The organism is Pseudomonas sp. FG-3G (assembly GCF_901007645.1).
Lineage (GTDB): Bacteria > Pseudomonadota > Gammaproteobacteria > Pseudomonadales > Pseudomonadaceae > Aquipseudomonas > Aquipseudomonas rhizophila.
Genome location: NZ_CAAKGZ010000020.1, coordinates 240,053 through 259,833 on the forward strand (window position 1 = coordinate 240,053; position 19,781 = coordinate 259,833).

Annotated in this window: 18 protein-coding genes; 3 read left to right on the forward strand and 15 right to left on the reverse strand. The window is 62.3% G+C overall.

The genetic code is table 11. From position 1 onward, the window contains the following. Positions 1 to 59 precede the first annotated feature (59 nt). The 8 genes from PSEUDOMOFG3G_RS10845 to PSEUDOMOFG3G_RS10880 all read right to left on the reverse strand — a co-directional run bounded on the left by PSEUDOMOFG3G_RS10845 (position 60) and on the right by PSEUDOMOFG3G_RS10880 (position 8,158). Positions 60 to 578 carry an AidA/PixA family protein gene (locus PSEUDOMOFG3G_RS10845; RefSeq protein WP_047225715.1) on the reverse strand — a complete coding sequence of 173 codons (519 nt, stop codon included), beginning with the start codon at positions 576 to 578 and terminating at the stop codon, positions 60 to 62. A 303-nt stretch (positions 579 to 881) separates the two neighbouring features. Continuing rightward, positions 882 to 1,244 carry a Na+/H+ antiporter subunit G gene (locus tag PSEUDOMOFG3G_RS10850; protein ID WP_139049913.1) on the reverse strand — a complete coding sequence of 121 codons (363 nt, stop codon included), beginning with the start codon at positions 1,242 to 1,244 and terminating at the stop codon, positions 882 to 884. Continuing rightward, positions 1,241 to 1,519 (reverse strand): K+/H+ antiporter subunit F, encoded by a 279-nt coding sequence (locus PSEUDOMOFG3G_RS10855; RefSeq protein ID WP_047225717.1) that lies wholly within the window; start codon positions 1,517 to 1,519, stop codon positions 1,241 to 1,243. The genes PSEUDOMOFG3G_RS10850 and PSEUDOMOFG3G_RS10855 overlap by 4 nt, the downstream gene beginning before the upstream one ends. Further along, a complete protein-coding gene (locus PSEUDOMOFG3G_RS10860; protein WP_139049914.1) occupies positions 1,516 to 2,004 on the reverse strand; it encodes a Na+/H+ antiporter subunit E in 489 nt (162 codons plus the stop codon). Before PSEUDOMOFG3G_RS10860 ends, PSEUDOMOFG3G_RS10855 begins: the two co-directional genes overlap by 4 nt. Continuing rightward, positions 2,001 to 3,683, reverse strand: a complete 1,683-nt coding sequence (locus PSEUDOMOFG3G_RS10865) for a monovalent cation/H+ antiporter subunit D (RefSeq protein ID WP_139049915.1) — start codon at positions 3,681 to 3,683, stop codon at positions 2,001 to 2,003. The genes PSEUDOMOFG3G_RS10860 and PSEUDOMOFG3G_RS10865 overlap by 4 nt, the downstream gene beginning before the upstream one ends. Continuing rightward, a complete protein-coding gene (locus PSEUDOMOFG3G_RS10870; protein WP_047225720.1) occupies positions 3,680 to 4,024 on the reverse strand; it encodes a Na+/H+ antiporter subunit C in 345 nt (114 codons plus the stop codon). The genes PSEUDOMOFG3G_RS10865 and PSEUDOMOFG3G_RS10870 overlap by 4 nt, the downstream gene beginning before the upstream one ends. Continuing rightward, positions 4,024 to 6,951, reverse strand: coding sequence for a monovalent cation/H+ antiporter subunit A (locus tag PSEUDOMOFG3G_RS10875; protein WP_139049916.1), 2,928 nt, complete (start codon positions 6,949 to 6,951; stop codon positions 4,024 to 4,026). The genes PSEUDOMOFG3G_RS10870 and PSEUDOMOFG3G_RS10875 overlap by 1 nt, the downstream gene beginning before the upstream one ends. Before the next feature lie 181 nt (positions 6,952 to 7,132). After that, positions 7,133 to 8,158 carry a DMT family transporter gene (locus tag PSEUDOMOFG3G_RS10880; protein WP_139049917.1) on the reverse strand — a complete coding sequence of 342 codons (1,026 nt, stop codon included), beginning with the start codon at positions 8,156 to 8,158 and terminating at the stop codon, positions 7,133 to 7,135. Between PSEUDOMOFG3G_RS10880 and PSEUDOMOFG3G_RS10885 the strand changes: the two genes are divergently transcribed. Both PSEUDOMOFG3G_RS10885 and PSEUDOMOFG3G_RS10890 read left to right on the forward strand, forming a co-directional pair. Beyond that, positions 8,153 to 8,716, forward strand: coding sequence for a helix-turn-helix domain-containing protein (locus tag PSEUDOMOFG3G_RS10885; protein WP_047225723.1), 564 nt, complete (start codon positions 8,153 to 8,155; stop codon positions 8,714 to 8,716). The two genes, PSEUDOMOFG3G_RS10880 and PSEUDOMOFG3G_RS10885, sit on opposite strands and share 6 nt — an antisense overlap. 15 nt (positions 8,717 to 8,731) lie before the next feature. Further along, complete coding sequence (locus tag PSEUDOMOFG3G_RS10890) at positions 8,732 to 10,180, forward strand: FAD/NAD(P)-binding protein (protein WP_139049918.1); 1,449 nt, start codon at positions 8,732 to 8,734, stop codon at positions 10,178 to 10,180. Between the two features lie 63 nt (positions 10,181 to 10,243). On the opposite strand, the gene PSEUDOMOFG3G_RS10895 is transcribed toward PSEUDOMOFG3G_RS10890, so the two are convergent. From PSEUDOMOFG3G_RS10895 to PSEUDOMOFG3G_RS10905, 3 genes are all read right to left on the reverse strand, one after another. Next, positions 10,244 to 11,359 (reverse strand): Gfo/Idh/MocA family protein, encoded by a 1,116-nt coding sequence (locus tag PSEUDOMOFG3G_RS10895; protein ID WP_139049919.1) that lies wholly within the window; start codon positions 11,357 to 11,359, stop codon positions 10,244 to 10,246. A gap of 215 nt (positions 11,360 to 11,574) precedes the next feature. Next, positions 11,575 to 12,342: an SDR family oxidoreductase gene (locus PSEUDOMOFG3G_RS10900; RefSeq protein ID WP_047225726.1), complete on the reverse strand. Its 768-nt coding sequence runs from the start codon at positions 12,340 to 12,342 to the stop codon at positions 11,575 to 11,577. A 24-nt stretch (positions 12,343 to 12,366) separates the two neighbouring features. Next, positions 12,367 to 13,434, reverse strand: coding sequence for a phosphotransferase family protein (locus PSEUDOMOFG3G_RS10905; RefSeq protein ID WP_076384387.1), 1,068 nt, complete (start codon positions 13,432 to 13,434; stop codon positions 12,367 to 12,369). Positions 13,435 to 13,614: 180 nt separating this feature from the next. Between PSEUDOMOFG3G_RS10905 and PSEUDOMOFG3G_RS10910 the strand changes: the two genes are divergently transcribed. After that, positions 13,615 to 14,010 (forward strand): DUF4280 domain-containing protein, encoded by a 396-nt coding sequence (locus tag PSEUDOMOFG3G_RS10910; protein ID WP_047225728.1) that lies wholly within the window; start codon positions 13,615 to 13,617, stop codon positions 14,008 to 14,010. 144 nt (positions 14,011 to 14,154) lie between these two features. On the opposite strand, the gene PSEUDOMOFG3G_RS10915 is transcribed toward PSEUDOMOFG3G_RS10910, so the two are convergent. Genes PSEUDOMOFG3G_RS10915 through tssH form a run of 4 tightly spaced genes read right to left on the reverse strand, consistent with a single transcriptional unit; the run spans position 14,155 to position 19,781 of the window. Next, a complete protein-coding gene (locus tag PSEUDOMOFG3G_RS10915; protein WP_139049920.1) occupies positions 14,155 to 14,697 on the reverse strand; it encodes a toxin-antitoxin system YwqK family antitoxin in 543 nt (180 codons plus the stop codon). A gap of 13 nt (positions 14,698 to 14,710) precedes the next feature. Further along, the gene (tssI, locus tag PSEUDOMOFG3G_RS10920) at positions 14,711 to 16,720 is read right to left on the reverse strand and encodes a type VI secretion system tip protein VgrG (protein WP_139049921.1); all 2,010 of its coding nucleotides are present in this window, start codon (positions 16,718 to 16,720) and stop codon (positions 14,711 to 14,713) included. A gap of 18 nt (positions 16,721 to 16,738) precedes the next feature. Further along, positions 16,739 to 17,182, reverse strand: a complete 444-nt coding sequence (locus PSEUDOMOFG3G_RS10925; RefSeq protein WP_047225731.1) for a hypothetical protein — start codon at positions 17,180 to 17,182, stop codon at positions 16,739 to 16,741. Positions 17,183 to 17,237: 55 nt separating this feature from the next. Beyond that, a complete protein-coding gene (gene tssH, locus PSEUDOMOFG3G_RS10930; RefSeq protein ID WP_107322341.1) occupies positions 17,238 to 19,781 on the reverse strand; it encodes a type VI secretion system ATPase TssH in 2,544 nt (847 codons plus the stop codon).

The following is a 19,781-nucleotide window of genomic DNA, read 5'->3' on the forward strand; positions in this document are numbered from 1 at the left end:
GTTCATCGTCGAAGACGTATGACAAAACCGATCAGGGCTGTGGTCAACTCAGGGATCTGTCAGTTGACAGTGATGTAGGGGTCCCAGCTGTAGTTCGGACCAATCTGGTTCAGGTTCCGGTCCAGCAGAACGAAGGTAACGGTGTACCAGAGTTTTCCTGCGTTCAGGGCCGTGGACTGCCAGAAGGTGTAGGTCACGTCAGTTTTGGCGATGCCGTGGGGGGCGCCCTTGTCCAGGTACGGCACCGGGATATTCGGGATGTTGTAGGAGATCGGGGTCGACATGGAACCTGGGTAATCACCGCCCTGGTGAGGATTGCCTTGCTGGACGTTGGTGATCAGTGCGACGCGGTCGAAGTTGCGCGACAGGGTCGTTGCGCGCCAGCGGATGTTGTCGCCGGGGTTCACGTCGATCCACAACTCGTCGCCACCTTCGCCGGTGTTGCCGCTGGCTTGCTTGTCGACCGCATCGCGGCTCACCAGCATGGCCACTGCGCCGCCGACATCGCCAGGATGGGCGATCAGGTAATCGGCATCAATCGTGACAAGCACATCAATTGTTTGGGTCGCTCCAGACATTTTGTTGCTCCTTGATCGTAGTGACATCGACGACCGCGCCCTCAAAGGGCGTCCGGGCCACCCGGTCCCTGGGTGCGGTCTCGGGGGGAACGATAGAAGACGGCTTTATGGAGTCAAATTTCGATTTCTTGACGCTGAAAAAGCGCAGCGAAGCGCGACGGCGGCATGTCCTTGATTCGGTTCCGAACCGGACATTTTCGTAAGATGCATCGGGTGAAATTCTGGCGGCATGCGTAGGTGAAGGCGCACAGCGCATGTCTGTCTTTGCCTTCAATGCCGCCACGGACACGCCACAGGAATTGGTCAGCCGCCGTGCTCGGTCCTGCGGCTGCTGACTTCCGCCGGTACGTCATCCCCGGCCATGCGTTTGCGAAACAACGCGGCGCGGGCCAGCAACAGGGTGGTCACCGGTACCGTGATGGACAGCAGGATCGGTATCAGCCAGGCATGCAGAACCGGCGCGGACTTGAGCGCTGAAAAATAGATGATCGAGGCCAGCGCCACGCACCAGGCGCCCAATGTCGAAGCCAGGGCCGGCGGGTGCATGCGCTGGAAATAATCCTTCAAACGCACCAGGCCGATCGCTCCGGCCAGGGCGAACAGGCTGCTGAGCACCAGCAGGATCGCCACGGGAATTTCGAGCCACATCGACAGTTCGCCGCTCATTCAATCACCTCGCCGCGCAACAGGAACTTGGCCAGGGCGAACGAGCCGACAAAGCCGAACAGGGCGATCATCAGCGCCGCCTCGAAATAGGTGTCACTGGCGTAACGAATGCCCAGCACCAGCATCATCAGCATCGCCACGATGTACAGATAGTCCAGGGCCAGTACCCGGTCTTGCGCTGACGGTCCCTTGAACAGACGCAGCAAGGTCAGCACCATCGTCAGGGAGAACAGGAACAGGCTCAACAGGATCGCGTTGGACAGCAATGGGCTCATTCGAAAATCTCCATCAGCGGCCGCTCGAAGGTGGTCTTGAAGTGCGTAATGAATGCCGCTTCGTCTTCCAGATCGAACACGTGCAGCAGCAGGACGCTGCGATCCAGGGCCAGTTCCGACCAGACCGTGCCGGGAATCACTGTGGTGATCATCGACAGCGCCGCCAGGCCATTGGCATCGTGCAGGTCCAGCGGCACCTTGATGAACCGCGAGCGAGGTGGGCGGTGTCCAGCGTTGATCACACTCCAGGCCACGGCCAGATTGGACACCAGCACTTCGCGACCCACCAGCAGGAACAACCGCAGCACTGCCCAGGGCCGCCGAATATGGATGGGTCTGGGGCGCAACGGGCGCATCATTAAAGGTGCCAGCACGCCCAGTGCCGCTCCCAGCAGCAGATGCCCTGCGCTGAGGGACAGGTTCAACAGCAGCCAGAGCAACCAGAGTGCCAGGGACAACCACGGAGCAGGAAACAGACGTTTCATGGTTGCACCTCTGTCAGTGCGCTGTCCGCTTTCGGGCCGGGGACGGGGCGGGTAGCGAGCACCGACATCACATAATGTTCGGGGGTGTTCAGCCCGGCGGCCGCCTCCTGGGTGTAGCGCAGCAGTGGCTCGGCCTTGAAGGTCAGCGCGATGCCCAACCCCAGCAGCACGATGATCGGCAGGCATTCGGAAGGTCGCAACAAGGGGGACGGTCGTTCTTGCGGCGTCCAGAAACGCTGGATACCCAGGCGCGAGAAAGCGATCAACGACGCCAGCCCCGACAGGATCAACAGCGCCAACAAGCCCCACGCCTGGTTCGACACCGGTTCCACACTGTCCCCAAGCCCCTGAGGGTTGAGCAATGCGCTCATGAGCCCCAGCTTGCCGATGAACCCCGAAAGTGGCGGCATGCCCACCACCAACAGCGTGCAGGCGATGAAACTCAAGCCGAGGAAGGCCATGGTCCAGGGAATGACTTGCCCGATGACGGCTTTCTGTTCGTCATCAAGGTTGATGCCCTTGGGCGGTTGCAAGGATTCCAGCGGCCGAGGCAGGACATCGAGATCGTCCTCCAGCGACGGTTCATTGGCCGAGCGCGAGCGTTCGATCAGCTCGGCCAGCAAGAACAACGCACAGAGTGCCAGGGTCGAGCTCACCAGATAAAACAGCGCCGCACCCACCAGGTTTGGCTGGGCAAAGCCGATGGCCGACAACAGGATTCCGGCGGACACCAGGATACTCAGGCTGGCCATGCGCTCCAGGCGCTGGGCCGCAAGAATGGCGATGGCGGCACAGATGATCGTCGCCATGCCGCCGTAGATCAGCCAGTCGCCGCCGAAATATGCCGAGGCACCGGCCTGGCCGGAGAACAGCAACGTCCACAGGCGCAGGATCGTGTAGACGCCCACCTTGGTCATGATCGCGAACAGGGCCGCCACCGGCGCACTGGCGGCGCTGTAGGCCGGCACCAGCCAGAAGTTCAGCGGCCACATGCCGGCCTTGGCCAGGAACGCCACCGCCAGGATGCCCGCCCCGGCGTGCAGCAAGCCCCGGTCGGCTTCCGGTACCAGGGGCACCTTCAACGCCAGGTCAGCCATGTTCAACGTGCCGGTGACGCCATAGATCAGCGCCGCGCCGATCAGGAACAGCGAGGAGGCCAGCAGGTTGATGGAAATGTAGTGCAACCCCGACGACACCCGCGCCCGGCCCGAGCCGTGCAGCATCAAACCGTACGACGCTGCCAGCAGCACCTCGAAGAACACAAACAGATTGAACAGATCCGCGGTCAGGAAGGCCCCGTAGAGGCCCATCAACTGGATCTGGAACAGCGCATGGAAACTCGCGCCGGCGCGATCCCAGCGGGCTGTGGCGAACAGCAAGGCACTGACGCCGATGATGCCGGTCAACACCAGCATCAACGCCGACAGACGATCGACCACCAATACGATGCCGAACGGCGCCTGCCAGTTGCCCGGCAGGTACACGCCGATGGAGGCGGGCAGGGCCTGGTCCTGGGTCCAATGCAACAACAGCATGGCGATGCCCAGGCCCAGCAGGCTGGAAAACAGATTGATCCGCGCTTTGAGCGGGCGATGCTTCTCGCCCAGCATGAGCATCAGCGCAGCGGTCAAAAGCGGCAGCAGGATCGGCGCGGCGATCAAATGAGGCGTCAACGTCATTCCTTGGGCTCCCGACCGTCCACATGGTCCGTGCCGGTCAAGCCCCGGGAGGCCAGCAGGACCACCAGGAACAGCGCGGTCATGGCGAAGCTGATCACAATCGCAGTGAGAACCAGCGCCTGGGGCAGCGGGTCGGTGTAATGCAGCAGGTCCTGGGGTATGCCGTCCTTGATGATCGGTTCCTTGCCGATGAACAGGCTGCCCATGCTGAAGATGAACAGATTGACGCCATAGGACAGCAGGCACAGGCCCATGACCACTTGGAACGTCCGTGGCCGCAGCACCAGCCAGACCCCGGAGGCGGCCAGCACGCCGATTGCTATTGCGATGACTTCTTCCATCAGGCCGCGCCTCCCGCTACCGGTTGTGCAATGGGTTTTGGATGCAGGCCAGGCTTGTGGGCCCGCACCGACTGGTGAGCCAGAGCGGTGAGAATCAACAGGGTCGAACCGACCACCACGGCGTAGACGCCGATGTCGAAGAACAGCGCGCTGGCCAAATGAATATCACCCAGCACCGGCAACTCGAAATGCCAGGTGTGGGTGGTCAGGAATGGATAACCCACGGCCATCGCTCCAAGCCCCGTGACCGTGGCGAACAACAGCCCCGTGCCCATCCAGCGCAGCGGACGCAGGCTCATCTGCGCTTCGACCCATTGGGTGCCGGCGACCATGTATTGCAGGATGAACGCCACCGACATCACCAGCCCGGCCACAAAACCGCCGCCGGGTTGATTGTGACCGCGCATGAACAGGTAGAACGACACCACCAGGGAGATCGGCAGCAGCAAACGCACCAGCACCGACGGCACCATCATGAACCCCAGTGCGGTATCACTGGCGTGGCGCGGGTTGACCAGGTCGGTGACCACGTCGGGTGCCAGCAGACGCTGTTGGGCCGGTAGCTGCATGCTTTCCTTGGGTGGCCGGAAACGTCGCAGCAGGGCGAAGACCGCCAGGGCCACCGCCACCAGTACCGTGACTTCGCCAAGGGTGTCGAAGCCGCGGAAATCTACCAGCATCACGTTCACCACGTTGCTGCCGCCGCCCTCGGGCAAGGCCCGGCTCAGGTAAAACGATGAAATATCGTTGGGTGTCTGGCGGGTCAGCATTGCGTAGGACAGCAGCGCCATGCCGCCACCCACGGCGATGGACAGCAGCAAGTCCCGTAGGCGGCGGATGCGTGCGCGTCGTTCGCTGTTGGGCCGCGGCGCTGCATCCTCGATCCGCCGGGGCAACCAGCGCAGGCCCAGCAGGATCAGCACGGTGGTCACCACTTCCACGGCCAGTTGCGTCAGGGCCAGATCGGGGGCCGAGAACCAGACGAAGGTCACGCAGGTCATCAGGCCGCAGACGCTGACCATGGTCAGGGCCGCGAGCCGGTGATATTTGGCTTGCCAAGCCGCGCCCAGGGCGCAGGCAATTGCCAGCAGCCACAGGGTCACGAATACGATGGAGCCAGGGATCTTCGGCCGGTCACCCCACACCAGCGTGCTGTTGAGCATCGGGATCAGCCCGGCCAGTACGGCGGCCAGCACCAGCCAGAACAGCTGCGCTTGCAGGCGCCGGGTGCTGATCTTGCGCTCCAGCCGTCGGCCCTGGCGCATCATCAGCACCAAGCAGCGCTCGAACAGCCGCTTGCCGCTGAATCGGCCGATGAACGGTGGATGCTTGATGTGGCCCAGTTTGAACTGATTGCGCAGCAGCAGATAAAGCACGATGCCGCCGGACATCGCCACCAGGCTCATGATCATCGGCGCGTTCAGGCCATGCCAGATCGCCAGGCTGTACTCGGGCAACGGGCCGCCCACCACCGGCAATGCGGCGGCGGCCAGCAACGAGCCGACCACCTGGGCCGGGAAAATGCCCACCAGCAGACAGGCGAACACCAGCAACTCCACCGGTGCTCGCATCCAGCGTGGCGGTTCATGGGGGGTATGGGGCAGGTCGGTGGCCGGGGGGCCGAAGAACACGTCCACGGTAAAGCGCAGGGAGTAGGCGACGCTGAAAGTCCCGGCAATGGTGGCGATGATGGGTAGCGCCAGCTCGACCCAGGCCGTGGCGGAGATAAACACGGTTTCGGCGAAGAACATTTCCTTGGACAGGAACCCGTTGAGCAGCGGCACCCCGGCCATCGCCGCGCTGGCGACCATGGCCAGGGTGGCGGTGAACGGAATCAGCCGCACCAGGCCGCTGAGCCTTCGAATATCGCGGGTGCCGCTTTCGTGGTCGATGATCCCGGCGGCCATGAACAGCGAGGCTTTGAAGGTGGCGTGGTTAAGAATATGAAACACCGCCGCCACCGCCGCCAGCGGACTGTTGAGGCCCAGCAGCAGGGTGATCAACCCCAGATGGCTGATGGTGGAGTAGGCCAGCAGGCCCTTGAGATCGTTCTGAAACATCGCGCAGTAGGCGCCCAGCAACAACGTACAGGCCCCGGCGCCGCCGACGATGTAGAACCATTGTTCACTGCCCGACAGCGACGGCCACAACCGCGCCAGCAGGAATACGCCGGCCTTGACCATGGTGGCCGAATGCAGATACGCCGATACCGGAGTGGGCGCGGCCATGGCATGGGGAAGCCAGAAGTGGAAAGGGAACTGCGCGCTTTTGCTCAGCGCGCCGATCAGGATCAGCGGCAGCAGGATGGGGTAGAGAGCGTGGTCACGGATCAGGTTGCCGGCAGCCAGGACCTTGTCCAGGTCATAGCTGCCCACCACATGGCCGAGGATCATCACGCCGGCCAACAGGCACAGCCCGCCGGCCCCGGTCACCATCAAGGCCATGTAGGCACCGCGTCGGGCATCGGCGCGGTGATGCCAATAGCCGATCAGCAGGAATGAGAACAGGCTGGTCAGTTCCCAGAAAAACACCATCTGGATCAGGTTGCCGGAAATCACCAGGCCAAACATGGCGCCCATGAAGGCCAGGAAAAACGCAAAGAAACGCGGCACCGGATCGTCCGGCGACATGTAGTAGCGGGCATACAGCGACACCAGCGTGCCGATGCCCAGCACCAGCATCGCGAACAGCCAGGCGAAACCGTCCAGGCGCAGCACGACATTCAGGCCCAGGCTCGGTAGCCAGAAATACTCCTCACGAATCACACCGCCGTCGGCGATCTGCGGGTACAGCAAAGCCACCTGAACGGTGCCGACCAAGGCCACGAGGCCTGCCAGCAAGGATTCGGCGTTACGGGCGTTATGCGGCAGCAGCGCCGCGACACAGCTGCCGATGAAGGGCAAAAGCAATAGAACTATCAGTGACATAGGCTTCTATTCGGCGGGAGTTTGTCAGGGATCATACGTGGCGAGCGTCCGATCACCAACCGCCAGCCTGTCGCAGAATCCTACAAGGCCGGTGGAGTTTTCCTATTTTGCGTGGGGTAGGAGCCGCCGAAGACGGCGATCTTCCTAGAGACAAAACTTCTCGAAAGGTTTTTCGATTGCCTCAGCGTTCGCGCTCGAGCACCTCATTCGCCTCGTTGACAATTTTGCCGCGGGTTTTCAGTTCACTGACGATCACCGCCGCCACGATCAACACCGCACCTACCAGCGCAATCGCCGGCAACCGCTCGCCGGCCAGGCGCCCGGCAATACCGGCCCACACCGGCTCGCCGGCATAGATCAGCGTGGCGCGGGTGGGCGAGACGCTTTTCTGCGCCCAGTTCATCGCCACCTGGATCGCCGCGCTGGCCGCCCCCAGGCCCACGGCGCTGATCAGCAACAGCCAGGAAAAGTCCGGAATTCTTTCCTGGGTGGGCACCACCATCAAAAATGCCAGCACCGCCGTGCTTGCCAGTTGCACCACGGTTACCCGGCGCACATCGACCTGACCGGCGTAGGCACTGATCAGGATGATTTCGGCGGCAATGGCGATGGCGCTGATCAGCGTGGCGATTTCACCGGGGCTGAAATTCAACGATGCCCCGGCCGGGCCCGACACCAGCATCAACCCGGTGAAGGCCAGCATGATGCCCAGGCTCGGCATCAAGCCGGGCCGACGGCCCAGCACCAGCCACTGCAACAGCGGCACGAACGGCACGTAAAGTGCGGTGATGAACGCCGATTGACTGCTGGGAATGGTCTGCAGGCCGACGGTCTGCAAGCCATAGCCGAGCATGATCGCCACGCCGATGAAGCTCCCAGCCTTGAGTTCGAACAAGGTCAGGTCCCGCAGATGCCGCCACGAAAACAGCGCGACAAAGGCAGCAGCGGCGGCAAACCGCAGGCCCACGAAAAACATCGGCCCGCTGACCGTCATGGCGTGTTGCACCAGCAAGAAAGTCCCGCCCCAGATCATGGTGATCAGCACCAGCACGCATTCGGCCTTGCTGAACCTTGAGAAACGGGAGGAAGCTTGAGGGGAGTTCACCGATGCCATGACCTTGCGCGCCACTTGAGGCGGACGCACAATGCGCCCGAAGAAGGTGGGCAGTATAATGCGCAACCCCAGCAGATGAGCAATATAGTGCACAAAGAAAACGGCCAGCGGGCATCCGTCCTGCAACACGTCAGCCAGAACGTCCGCCGCCTGCGGCACGCCGCGCAGCTCAGTCAGACAACCCTGGCCGAACTGTCAGGGGTCAGCCGGCGCATGTTGGTGGCCATCGAGGCCGGCGAAAAGAACGTCAGCCTGACCACCCTTGACCGTGTCGCCGAAGCCCTCGACGTGGCCTTTAGCGACTTGATCCAGGCCCCCGATGCCCGCGACCCGAGTCGCATCAACGAACTGGCCTGGGCCGGTACCATCCCCGGCAGCAAAGCCGTGCTGCTGGCCAAGGCCACCGCCAGTCGCGAAGTCGAACTTTGGGAATGGCGCCTGGAGCCCGGTGAGCATTACCCATCCGAACCTGATGCCGATGGCTGGAGCGAGCAGCTCTATGTGTTCGAAGGCTGCCTGACCCTGACGCTGGGCAGCGCAGAGCACCAGATAGGCGCCGGTGAGTTTTTCATGTTTGCCAGCAACCAGCCCCATGCCTATCGCAATGAGGGTCCGGTGGCGACGAGATTCGTACGCAACGTGGTGATTTGATTCCTGGAGAGCGACATGCATACAGCGCTGGATCGACCTGGCAGCAGCATCACCCGCGAGGCCGATGTCCTGATCATCGGCGGTGGCCTGAGCGGAGCCATGCTGGCGGCGCAGCTACTGCGCCTGCCTGGCCGGCGCAACGTGCTGATCGTCGAGCCGCGCAGCGAGTTGGGCCGGGGCGAGGCCTACAGCGCCGTGGAGCTGGGCCACACCTTGAACGGCAACGCCGCGCGAATGAGCGTCGATCCGGACAACGCCGATGACCTGACCCAATGGCTCGCCGAATTCATCGAGGCCGGCGGCTGGCCCGAGTCGGATCAGCAGCATGTGCCGGTCAGCGAGCTGTTCCCGCCCCGGGGAATCTTTGGTTTATATGTGCAGCAGCGCCTGGCGGAAGCCCGGGCGCTGGGGGCCCGCAATGGCTCTGTGGCGGAGCATGTGCGCGGGGAGGCCGTGGATCTGCAGGTCGCCGGTGATGCCGTGCTGCTGACGCTTGACGATGGCCAGACGTTGCGCGGACGTTGCGCGGTGCTCGCCACCGGCATGTTCCCGGCGGCGCGCACCCCGCAGACCGAATCCAGCGGCTTGAATGCCGCCGCGCTGGACCCTTGGGATGTAGCGGCGATGCGTCGGCTCAATCCGCAATCCACGGTGTTGATCATTGGCTCAGGGCTGACGATGGTGGATGCCGTGGTGTCCCTCGAGCAGGCCGGGCATCGCGGACCTATCGAAGTGTTTTCCCGCCATGGCCTGCTGCCCCATGTGCGTCGACAACCGCCTGAGTGGGTGGACTTTCTCGCCGCCGATCACAGCCTCCGCTCGCCACGCCAATTAATGCGCGCTCTGCGTGAGCAATGCCGTCAGGCCCAGGCCGAAGGCATCGACTGGCAGGCCCCGCTGGACACGGTGCGTGCGCACATCGGGCGCTTGTGGAGCCAGGCCAGCGATGTGCAGCGCCGGCAATTCGTGCGGCATGTACGACCCTGGTGGGAGAGCCATCATCATCGTTCGCCGCCTCTGAGCGCTGAGCTGGTGGCGCGGTTGCACGAGGAAGGGCGGTTGCGGATCCAGGCAGCGTCGTTCAAGGGGCTGGCGCCGTCTGCCGAGGGAGCGGTGAACATCCGCATTCGCCGAAGGGGCGAGGCAGACCTGACGGTGGTGCAGGGCGCTGCGCTGATCAACTCCAGTGGCATTGAATACGATTGGCGCCGGGTTGCACGACCGTTGCCCCAACAACTGCTGGCTCGCGGATTGGTCCAGCCCGGCCCGCTGGCCCTGGGCATCGCCGCCCGTCCCGATGGCGCGGTGCTGGATGCCCAGGGCGAGCCTGCCAGTCGTCTGTTCGCCATGGGGCCACCGTTGCGCGGGATGTGGTGGGAAAGCACCGCCGTGACCGATGTGGCGAGCCAGGCCAAGGCGCTGGCGGCGCGGTTGGTTGAGTGGCAAACCCAATACCCACGTTGAACACAGTCCCCTGTGGCGAGGGAGCAAGCTCCCTCGCCACGGGGTGTTCACTCGCGTGTGAGGTTACAGCTCGCTGATATTCACCCAGCGCTGTTCCCTCGCCGCCAGGCGAATCGCCGCCGCCAGCCGCTCCACTTCCCAGGCTTCTGCAAAATCGGTCCCGTCGCCGCCTTGGCCAGCGAGGGCCATGATCAGTTCCTGGACTTCCAGGGTCTTCAATTCGTTGTACCCCAACTGATGCCCGGCCGCTGGGCTGAACGCGGCATAGCCCGGCAGATCCGGGCCGGCCAGCAGACGTTGGAAGCCCCCGTGGCCGACGCGGCACAGGCGCAGTTCATTCAGCCGTTCCTGATCGAACGCCAGGGTGCCGAGCGTGCCGCTGATCTCGAAGCTCAGGTGATTCTTGTAGCCATGCTTGAGCCAACTGCTGCTGACCGTGCCTCGGGCGCCGCTGGTGAAGCGCAGCAGGGCGTGGACCTGGTCATCCACGGCGATGGTGCGCTGCTCAGTGTTGCCGGCACTGGCGGGGCGTTGGCTGTGTACGGTCTGGCTGTCGGCACACACGGCCTCGACATCGCCCAATAAATGACGGGCCATGGCCAGCAAGTGACTGCCCAGGTCCGCCAATGCGCCGCCAGCGTGGGCGGCTTCGCAGCGCCATGACCATGGTGAGGTCGGATCGGCCATGAAGTCTTCGCTGAACTCACCCTGGAAACTGATGATCTGCCCCAGTTCCCCGCGCCGGATCATGTCACGCGCCCGTTGAATGACTGGATTGTGCTGGTAGTTGTAGCCGACCCGCGTGACCACGCCGGCCGCCTTGGCCGCCCGCTGCATCTGGTCGGCCTGTTCCAGCGACACGGCCAGGGGCTTTTCACAATAAACCGGCTTGCCCGCTGCCAGCGCAGCCATGGCCATCGGGAAGTGCAAATGGTTGGGCGTGGTGATGGCGATCAGGCCGACCTTCGGGTCGTCGATCAGTTGTTGCCAGTCGCTGTGGGCCGTCTCAAACCCCCAGCTCTGGGCGCACTGCCGGGCACGCTGGGGATCGGCATCGGCCAGCGCCGCCAGTTTCAGGTTCAGGGGGAGGTCGAATACCGCTTTGGCATTGTGAAACGCCAAGGCATGGGCACGGCCCATGAAGCCAGTGCCAATCAGACCGATGCGGAGTTCGCGCATGAGAAAGAGCCCTTTGAATTTTTATTTTCAGAAGGGCTCTTTATGGAATAAATATTCGCATATTGCAAATACTGGAATAAATATTCTTTTGTTGGCACTCCCTGCACCACCCCCTGTGGGAGCGAGCCTGCTCGCGATAGCGGTGGATCAGTGACATCAATGCTGGCTGATCCAACGTCATCGCGAGCAGGCTCGCTCCCACAGGGGAAACATCATCAGGAGAGGAAACCCCCATCCACATTCAGCGCCACACCGGTGGTATAGCTGGACGCATCACTGGCCAGGTACAGCACCGCGCCGGCCATTTCGCTTGGGTCGGCCACGCGCTTGAGCGGGATCTGCGCCAGGGCGGTTTTCAGGATCGCGTCGTTCTTGACCAGCGCCGAGGCGAACTTGGTGTCGGTCAGGCCCGGCAGCAAGGCATTGCAGCGGATGCCGAATTGCGCACATTCCTTGGCGAACACCTTGGTCATGTTGATGACTGCAGCCTTGGTTACCGAGTAGATGCCCTGGAAGATCCCCGGCGAGATGCCATTGATCGACGCCACGTTGATGATGCTGCCGCCACCGTTTTCGCGCATCAGCTTGCCGGCTTCGACCGACATGAAGAAATAGCCGCGAATGTTCACGTCGACGGTTTTCTGGAATGCCCCCAGGTCAGTGTCCAGCACGTTGCAGAACTGCGGGTTGGTGGCGGCGTTGTTCACCAGGATGTCCAGGCGCCCGAACTGCTCGCGGATACCGGCAAATACCTGGCTGATCTGTTCCATTTCACCGATGTGGCAGGCGATGGCGGTCGCTTTGCCGCCAGCGGCGATGATGGCATCGGCCACGTGCTGGCAACCCTCGAGTTTGCGGCTCGAGACGATCACATGTGCGCCTTGCTGGGCCAGCAGTTTGGCGATGGCCTCGCCGATGCCGCGGCTGGCGCCGGAAACGAAAGCGATTTTACCGTCGAGGTCGAACAACTGAGTCTTGGACATGCTGTTTCCTTGTTATAGATGCGCTCAGAGCGTGGATTTGCTGATGACCTGCAGGCTCATCTGCTCCAGCAGTTTGTTCATCTGAACGAACTGCGCGAAGCGTTTGTCCTGGGTCTGGCCATGGAAGAAGCGGTAGTAGATCTGTTGGACGATGCCGGCCAGACGGAACAGGCCGTAGGTGTAATAGAAGTCGAAATTGTCGATGCGGATCCCGGAGCGTTCGGCGTAGTAATCGACGAACTCGCGACGGGTCAGCATGCCCGGTGCATGGCTGGGCTGGCGGCGCATCAGTTGTACCGGGGCGGGGTCGCCGGCTTCGATCCAGTAGGCGAGGCTGTTGCCCAGGTCCATCAGCGGGTCGCCAATGGTGGTCAGTTCCCAGTCCAGCACGCCGATGATCTGCATCGGGTTCTCTGGGTCGAGGATCACGTTGTCGAAGCGGTAGTCGTTGTGCACGATGCTGGAGGTGGGGTGGTCGGCAGGCATCTTCTCGTTGAGCCAAGCCTTGACCGCCTCCCATTTCGGCGCGTCCGGGGTCAGGGCTTTTTCGTAACGGTCGCTCCAGCCTCGGATCTGCCGGGCCACGTAGCCTTCGGGCTTGCCCAGGTCGGCCAGGCCGCAGGCCTTGTAGTCAACCTGATGCAGTTCGACGAGGCGGTCGATGAAGCTCTTGCACAGGGCTTCGGTACGGGCAGCGTCAAAACCCAGTTCCGGCGGCAGGTCGGAGCGCAGGATGATGCCTTTGACCCGCTCCATCACGTAGAACTCGGCGCCCATCACCGACTCGTCGGTGCAGTGCACGTAGGCTTTCGGGCAATAGGGGAAACCTTCGCGCAACTGATTGAGGATGCGGAACTCACGGCCCATGTCGTGGGCGGACTTGGCTTTATGGCCGAACGGCGGACGCCGCAGGACGAATTCCTGTTCAGGGTATTCCAGCAGGTAAGTCAGGTTCGAAGCACCACCGGGAAACTGGCTGATCTGCGGCGTACCGGTCAGGCCTGGAATGTGGGCCTTGAGGTACGGGTCGATCAGACTGGCATCGAGTTCTTCACCGTCGCGGACACGGGTGGACTGATCAGTAAACGCCATGCTTATCCCTTCTGCTTATTTTGGAGGCCATCGATCATTGGCTAATCTAATGGCAGGTGAGAGGCGTCACAAGCACGCCAGGGTCTTATAGGTTAGCGTGTTGCAGGATAATCAGCGGGCCTGATGCCGGGTGGATGAGCTATGGTTTCAGCGTCTGCCGCTTTTCAGGGAGCCATCGCGATGGGATGCCCGCAAGTCTGTGGCACCGCAACCTTGCAATGCAGTTTCGGCGCCGCCCCGGCGGTGCTCAATGTGCTGCCGGTCAATCGGCTGCTGACCGGCGGGATGCCGGCGGCGAATATCATGGATCACATTCCTCTGGTGAACATCACCACCTTCGGCATGTGTCAAAGCCTGGCTAACCCGACCGTCGCCGCTGCGACTGCCGCGGCATTGGGCGTGCTGACACCCATGCCGTGCATTCCTGCCACCGCTACGCCCTGGATCCCCGGCGGCCCACCGACCTTGCTGCTGGGCAACATGCCGGCCATCGATGCCAACAGCACCCTGATGTGTACCTGGGCCGGGGTGATCAAGATCGTCGTGCCGGGGCAGGTGCAGATGCTCATTCCCTGATTGGTTCGGACCTACAGGTAGGGATGATTTCCTGTGGGAGCGAGCCTGCTCGCGATAGCGGTGGGTCAGTTGGTGGAGATGTTGGCTGTACCACCGTCATCGCGAGCAGGCTCGCTCCCATATGGGTAAGGGGAAAGATAATAATTATGCTTGCGCCGGATCACTCCAGCGCCTGAACCACCAGCGCACCCTGGAAATCGGCTTGCCCTCGGCGTCCAGTGGTCGGCCGTCTTCGGCATAAGCGTGTGCCGGTTCCAGCAGTTGGCCGTTGAGGTAGCGGGCCTCGACGGCGGGGTTGCCATTGGGGTGCATGCGTCGATAACGACCGTCACGCACACCGTCACGATAGAACTCGGACTCGGCCAGTTGCCCATCGGGGAAATAGTTGTTCGCTTCACCGTGCAGCAACCCACCCCGATAAGTGGCCTGGCGCTGCAGCCCGCCTTCGGCGGCGTAAAAACTCGCGACGCCCTGCAGTTTGCCTTTGACGAAGGGCAACACCGCCGAGACTTTACCGTTGGGGTGATACAGCGTGCTGGTGCCTTGCAGCTCACCTTGCTGATAGTTGAGTTTCGCTTGCGGGCGCTGGGCCTCATCAATCTGCAGCGGGCCGTCGAGGTGGCCGTCGACCAGTTGCCCGCTCAGGTGGCTGTCGCCACGCTCCACGTCGAGTTTTTTCGAGGTCATTGGCACGCTCCCGTCAGTTGACCTTCACCAGGCCGCCCTTGATGGTCAGCATGCCGCCGCCGTCCACGGTCTGTTCGGCGGCGGCCTTGTTCACCAGGCTGATGCCTGCGTCGTTGGTCAGGGTGGTGCCGGCCTTGTTCTCCAATGACGTACCGGCCTGGTTGCTCAGGGCGGTTCCAGCCTTTTGGCTGATGGACGTGCTGGCCTGGGCCGCCAGGTCCGCACCGCTCTTGATCGCGAAGCTGCCGCCGCTTTGCAGGGTCAGGGTGCCACTGACCTTGATGGTCAGGTTGCCGTCCACCGTCAGCTCATAGTTACCAGTGACCTTGTGCGCGTAGTTGCCCCCGGTGCTGTGATTCTGGTCCGAACCCACGGTCACGGTGCGAGTGTCCTTCACATCGAGGCTGTCGCTGCCGGTCTGGATGGTCACGCTGCGTTTGCCCTTTTCCAGGGTGACGGTTTCGTCGCCTTCCTTGACCGTGCGGGTGCGCGCGTTCTGCACCGTGAGGGTTTCATCGTGACCGACCGTGGCGGTGGTGTCGTTGAGCACGTTGATGTTGAAATCTTTCTGGGCCTGGAGAAACACCTCCTCGGCGTCCTTCTTGTCCTCGAAGCGCAATTCGTTGAAACCGCCGCCGCCCTTGGACGAGTTGGTCTTGATCCCGGACTGGGTCTGGTTGGCCGGCAGCGCGTAGGGCAGGGCGTTGTCGCCGTTGTAGACACAACCGGTCACCAGCGGCCGGTCGGGGTCGCCGTCGATGAAGGTGACGATGACCTCCTGGCCGATGCGCGGCACGAACTGCATGCCAAACCCCTTGCCGCTCCAGGGCAAAACCACACGAACCCAGCAGGATGAACTCTCGTCGTTCTTGCCGGTGCGGTCCCAAGGGAACTGCAACTTGATCCGCCCGTATTCATCGGTCCAGATTTCTTCGCCGGCCTTGCCCACCACCAGTGCCGTCTGGGTGTGCATGCGTGGTTTTTGCGTGGTGCGGGGCGGTCGATAAGTGGTGGCCTTGGGAATCGCCTCGAAGCGGTTTCGGTAGCTATCGTGGCTGGCTTCGTGGCTGACCGAGGTCACCACCCAATCGATATTCAGCGTCGGGTCTTCATGGCCGGCGAGGGTGAACCAATACCCCGGCACCAGCCAACGGCAGTCGCTTTCGCCGACAAACCGCTTCTCCTGACTGCGCAGGCCATCCACCCGTTGTTTGGTCAACGCATCGCCCTGGCCCTTGGCGTCATAGCCGCCCGGATGCTCGTATATCGAACTCGGCCCGGCGACGGCTTCGGCCTGGCTGTAGAGCGAAGTCGTTGGCGTGGTGAATTGGTAGTCGGTTGCCTGGTAGACCCCGGCCACCGCTTGCAGGCACACCTGGCCTGAGCGGACGCCATGCAGTTCCCGATCACCTATTTTCTGCCCGAGATAACTCACCGTCGGGCCATTGGGGATCGGCAAGAACGCATCATTGTTGTCAGCCAGCACCAGCGTGTGCGTGCCTTGCTCGTGGCTGAAAAACCAGAAAATCCCGTCTTCTTCCATCAAGCGCGAAACAAAGGCCAGATCGGTTTCGCCGTATTGCACGCAGTATTCGCGTGGTGTGTAGCTGCCGGTGAGTTTGAGCTGGAAATCGGTGAAACCATGGGCCTTGAAAATCGTGGTGACGATGTCCGAGGTGGCGAGGTTCTGAAACACCCGATTGTTGCTCGCCAGGGTCAGCCACCAAAGCCACGGGCGCAATAAAAGTTGATAGCGTTCGGCGGTGGCGTCGGCGGGGAGCTGGCGGATCTCCGCGACCAGAAAATCCAGCGGGCGCAACAAGGCGTCCTTGTGCAGCGTCATGGTGACATGGCTGGCGACAGCGCTGGTGAGGGTCAGCGAAGGGCCGTCGTTGATGCCGTTGAGGATGTGCGAGCCCAACGCATTGAGGCTCTCTTCGCCGGACAGCGATTCCGGATACAGCGCCGACAGCGTGGCCGCGGTGAAGGAGAGGGTGGTGTTGCTGTCGGTGGAGCGGGGCATTGATTGTCCTCAGCGCCTTTAAATATCGTCAGGAAATCCTTCGACCGGGCCTGCCCATAAACACGACTCAACCGGGAAAGGAACATTGTCCAGTTGATTGGTATTGACCCCAATGCGTTGAGCGCAAATTTTGTCAGGCTCGCCAACTTTTTTAATCTTGATGAATCCGCTATTTACGTAATCATCCACTTTCTTCATCTGTTTTGGTTTTATCCATGCGAGGTTGAAATACAAAACATAGACTTCTGACAGTTTGCTAATGCCGAGTTTCTCTTTTTTCTCTCGTATTTCAGACGGCGGTATGGTCGTTAAATAGAAACCTTCTTCATGCTGCTTTTTGAACCAGGCCCACTTTTGAGGTTGATTCATCGTGCATTTCCACTCCCGGACGGCGGGGGTGCCGATTTGATTATCAGTGATGGATTTGGCCGCTGACTGGGTGGTGTAGTGATAGAACTTCATAAGGGCTCCGGTCCAACTCAGAAAGACTTAACAGGCGATGAACCACGACGGTTTGTCACTCCAACACCCACTCCGCCAACTTCCCCGTCACCTGCGTCATCAACACATTCTCCACATCCCTTGCTCCTGCCGCGCTGCACTTGGCCAACACGGCCTTGACGATCCCTGCGTCGAACTCGAACTGCTTGCCGGTCGCGGCCTTATACCGCCCACGCAGTTTCTCCAGCTTGGCCAGGACAATGGCTTCCAGCGTCGCCTCCTCCAGCGGCCGATACGCCACCACCGTCATGCGCGCCAGGAATGCGGGGCGAAACGCTTGCAGCAAGACTTTATGCAAGGCTTCGTTGAAGGCGTCGCTGCCCAGTTGCGCGGCTGGCGTGTCCAGTAGCAGTTCGGCGCCGACGTTGCTGGTGGCAAGCATCACCGTGTTCTTGAAGTCCACCACCAGGCCGGTGCCGTCTTCCATCAGGCCTTTGTCGAAGACGTTGTAGAAGGCCTCGAGCACATCCGGGTGGGCCTTTTCGATTTCATCCAGCAACACCACCGAGTAGGGTTTGCGCCGCACCGCTTCGGTGAGCACACCGCCGCTGCCGTAGCCGACATAGCCGGGCGGGGCGCCCTTGAGCTGGCTGACGGTGTGGGCTTCCTGGTATTCCGAAAGGTTGATGCTGATCAGGTTACGTTCGCCGCCATAAAGGGCATCGGCCAGGGCGTAGGCGGTTTCGGTCTTGCCCACGCCGGTGGGGCCCACCAGCAGGAATACGCCGACCGGTTTCTGTGGATCGGTCAGGCCGGCGCGGTAGGCTTGCAGGCGCTGGGCGATGGTGTTCAACGCGGTGTCCTGGCCCATCACCCGCAGGCCCATGCGCTGACCGAGGGTGCGCACGGCGTGGGCTTCGTCGGCGAGCATCTTGCCTACCGGGATGCCGGTCCAGCCGGCGATCACGGCGGCGACGGTCTTGCTGTCCACCTGTTCGGGTACCAGCGGATCGTCCTGGCGAATGGCATCCAGGCCGGCCTCCAGACGCAGCAGTTCGGCAGCCAGGTGGTCGATGCGGTTATCGATCTCGGTGTCGGGCTTTTCACCGTCGGCGCGCTCGCTCAAGGCCAGCAGCTCGCGGCGGGTGTCGAGCAGTTCGCGCACCGCTTCGCGCTCTTCACCCCAGCGGGTCTCCAGCTCGCGGATGGCCTGCACGTTGCCGCTCGACTCGGTTTCCAGCAGGGTGATGCGCTCGCGGTGATCCAGTCCGGTGGCCTGTTCACGGCGCAAGCGTTCGACTTCGTCCTTGAGGCTGTTCTGGCGATGGCGCAGGCTTTCCAGAGGCGGTGGCACATCGTGTTGGCCGAGGGCGACCCGCGCGCAGGCGGTGTCGAGCACGCTGATGGCTTTGTCCGGCAACTGTCGCCCGGAAATGTAGCGGTGGGACAGTTTCACCGCCTCCTGAATGGCCGCATCCAGCACGTGTACGCCGTGATGTTGTTCCAGTTTGGTCGCTACGCCACGGAGCATTTCCACGGCGGTGAGTTCGTCCGGTTCTTCGACCTGCACCAGTTGGAAGCGGCGGGCCAGGGCCGGGTCTTTCTCGAAGTATTTTTTGTATTCCAGCCAGGTGGTGGCGGCCAGGGTGCGCAGTTCACCCCGGGCCAGGGCCGGTTTGAGCAGGTTGGCCGCGTCGCTGCCACCTTCAGCGCCGCCGGCACCGATCAGGGTATGGGCTTCGTCGATAAACAGGATGATCGGTTTTTCAGCGCTGCGTACAGCGTCAATCACGCCTTTGAGACGCTGTTCGAACTCGCCCTTGACGCCCGCGCCGGCCTGCAACAGGCCCAGATCCAGCACGCGCAATGTGACCTCCTGCAACGACGGTGGCACGTCGCCTGCGGCGATGCGCAGGGCCAGTCCCTCCACCACCGCGGTCTTGCCGACGCCCGGCGCGCCCACCAGGATCGGGTTGTTCTGCCGACGTCTGAGCAGGATATCGATGCACTGACGAATCTCACCGTCGCGTCCGACGATGGGATCGATGCGTCCGTCCCGAGCGTCGGCGGTCAGGTCCTGGGTGTATTGGTCGAGCACCGGGTCCTGTTTCGGTGGTGCCTCACCGGGTTTTACCGGGCGCACGCCGCCGACATGTTCCCGCGAGCTTTCGGTCCATTCCAACAGATGGGCGCGCAAGGCCTCCCGGGGAATGCGCAGCAGCGACGAGGCACTGTTGAGCAACAGGCTGCGACGCTCATCACGGTCCAGCAGTGCCAGCAACAACAAGCCGGAACGAATGCTGTCCAGGCCCAGCACGCTGGCTTGCACCACGGCGTCCTCCAGCAGGCCGATGGTTTGCGTCGACAGGGCCGGCGTGCGGGTACTGCCGGATTTGAACAGCTCCAGGGCCTTGTTGATTTCTGCCGCCACCGCGTCGCGCTCCAGGCCAAAGCGCGGCAACAGACAGGCGAAGTCACCGCCTTCGATGTCCAGCAGTTCCAGCAGCAGGTGCTCGATTTCCACATAGTGATGGCTGCGTTGCAGGCAGCGTTGCGCGGCGCGTTCCAGGGCACGACGGTTGTCCGGGTTGAGGCGTCCGATCAGGCTGGCCAGTTCCAT

What these genes read in the sequence shown, in the direction of transcription:
- PSEUDOMOFG3G_RS10845 (WP_047225715.1), bottom strand. Translation starts at nt 578, where the DNA reads ATGTCTGGAGCGACCCAAACAATTGATGTGCTTGTCACGATTGATGCC.
- PSEUDOMOFG3G_RS10850 (WP_139049913.1), bottom strand. Translation starts at nt 1,244, where the DNA reads ATGAGCGGCGAACTGTCGATGTGGCTCGAAATTCCCGTGGCGATCCTG.
- PSEUDOMOFG3G_RS10855 (WP_047225717.1), bottom strand. Translation starts at nt 1,519, where the DNA reads ATGAGCCCATTGCTGTCCAACGCGATCCTGTTGAGCCTGTTCCTGTTC.
- PSEUDOMOFG3G_RS10860 (WP_139049914.1), bottom strand. Translation starts at nt 2,004, where the DNA reads ATGAAACGTCTGTTTCCTGCTCCGTGGTTGTCCCTGGCACTCTGGTTG.
- PSEUDOMOFG3G_RS10865 (WP_139049915.1), bottom strand. Translation starts at nt 3,683, where the DNA reads ATGACGTTGACGCCTCATTTGATCGCCGCGCCGATCCTGCTGCCGCTT.
- PSEUDOMOFG3G_RS10870 (WP_047225720.1), bottom strand. Translation starts at nt 4,024, where the DNA reads ATGGAAGAAGTCATCGCAATAGCAATCGGCGTGCTGGCCGCCTCCGGG.
- PSEUDOMOFG3G_RS10875 (WP_139049916.1), bottom strand. Translation starts at nt 6,951, where the DNA reads ATGTCACTGATAGTTCTATTGCTTTTGCCCTTCATCGGCAGCTGTGTC.
- PSEUDOMOFG3G_RS10890 (WP_139049918.1), top strand. Translation starts at nt 8,732, where the DNA reads ATGCATACAGCGCTGGATCGACCTGGCAGCAGCATCACCCGCGAGGCC.
- PSEUDOMOFG3G_RS10895 (WP_139049919.1), bottom strand. Translation starts at nt 11,359, where the DNA reads ATGCGCGAACTCCGCATCGGTCTGATTGGCACTGGCTTCATGGGCCGT.
- PSEUDOMOFG3G_RS10900 (WP_047225726.1), bottom strand. Translation starts at nt 12,342, where the DNA reads ATGTCCAAGACTCAGTTGTTCGACCTCGACGGTAAAATCGCTTTCGTT.
- PSEUDOMOFG3G_RS10905 (WP_076384387.1), bottom strand. Translation starts at nt 13,434, where the DNA reads ATGGCGTTTACTGATCAGTCCACCCGTGTCCGCGACGGTGAAGAACTC.
- PSEUDOMOFG3G_RS10910 (WP_047225728.1), top strand. Translation starts at nt 13,615, where the DNA reads ATGGGATGCCCGCAAGTCTGTGGCACCGCAACCTTGCAATGCAGTTTC.
- PSEUDOMOFG3G_RS10915 (WP_139049920.1), bottom strand. Translation starts at nt 14,697, where the DNA reads ATGACCTCGAAAAAACTCGACGTGGAGCGTGGCGACAGCCACCTGAGC.
- tssI (WP_139049921.1), bottom strand. Translation starts at nt 16,720, where the DNA reads ATGCCCCGCTCCACCGACAGCAACACCACCCTCTCCTTCACCGCGGCC.
- PSEUDOMOFG3G_RS10925 (WP_047225731.1), bottom strand. Translation starts at nt 17,182, where the DNA reads ATGAAGTTCTATCACTACACCACCCAGTCAGCGGCCAAATCCATCACT.
- tssH (WP_107322341.1), bottom strand. Translation starts at nt 19,781, where the DNA reads ATGGAACTGGCCAGCCTGATCGGACGCCTCAACCCGGACAACCGTCGT.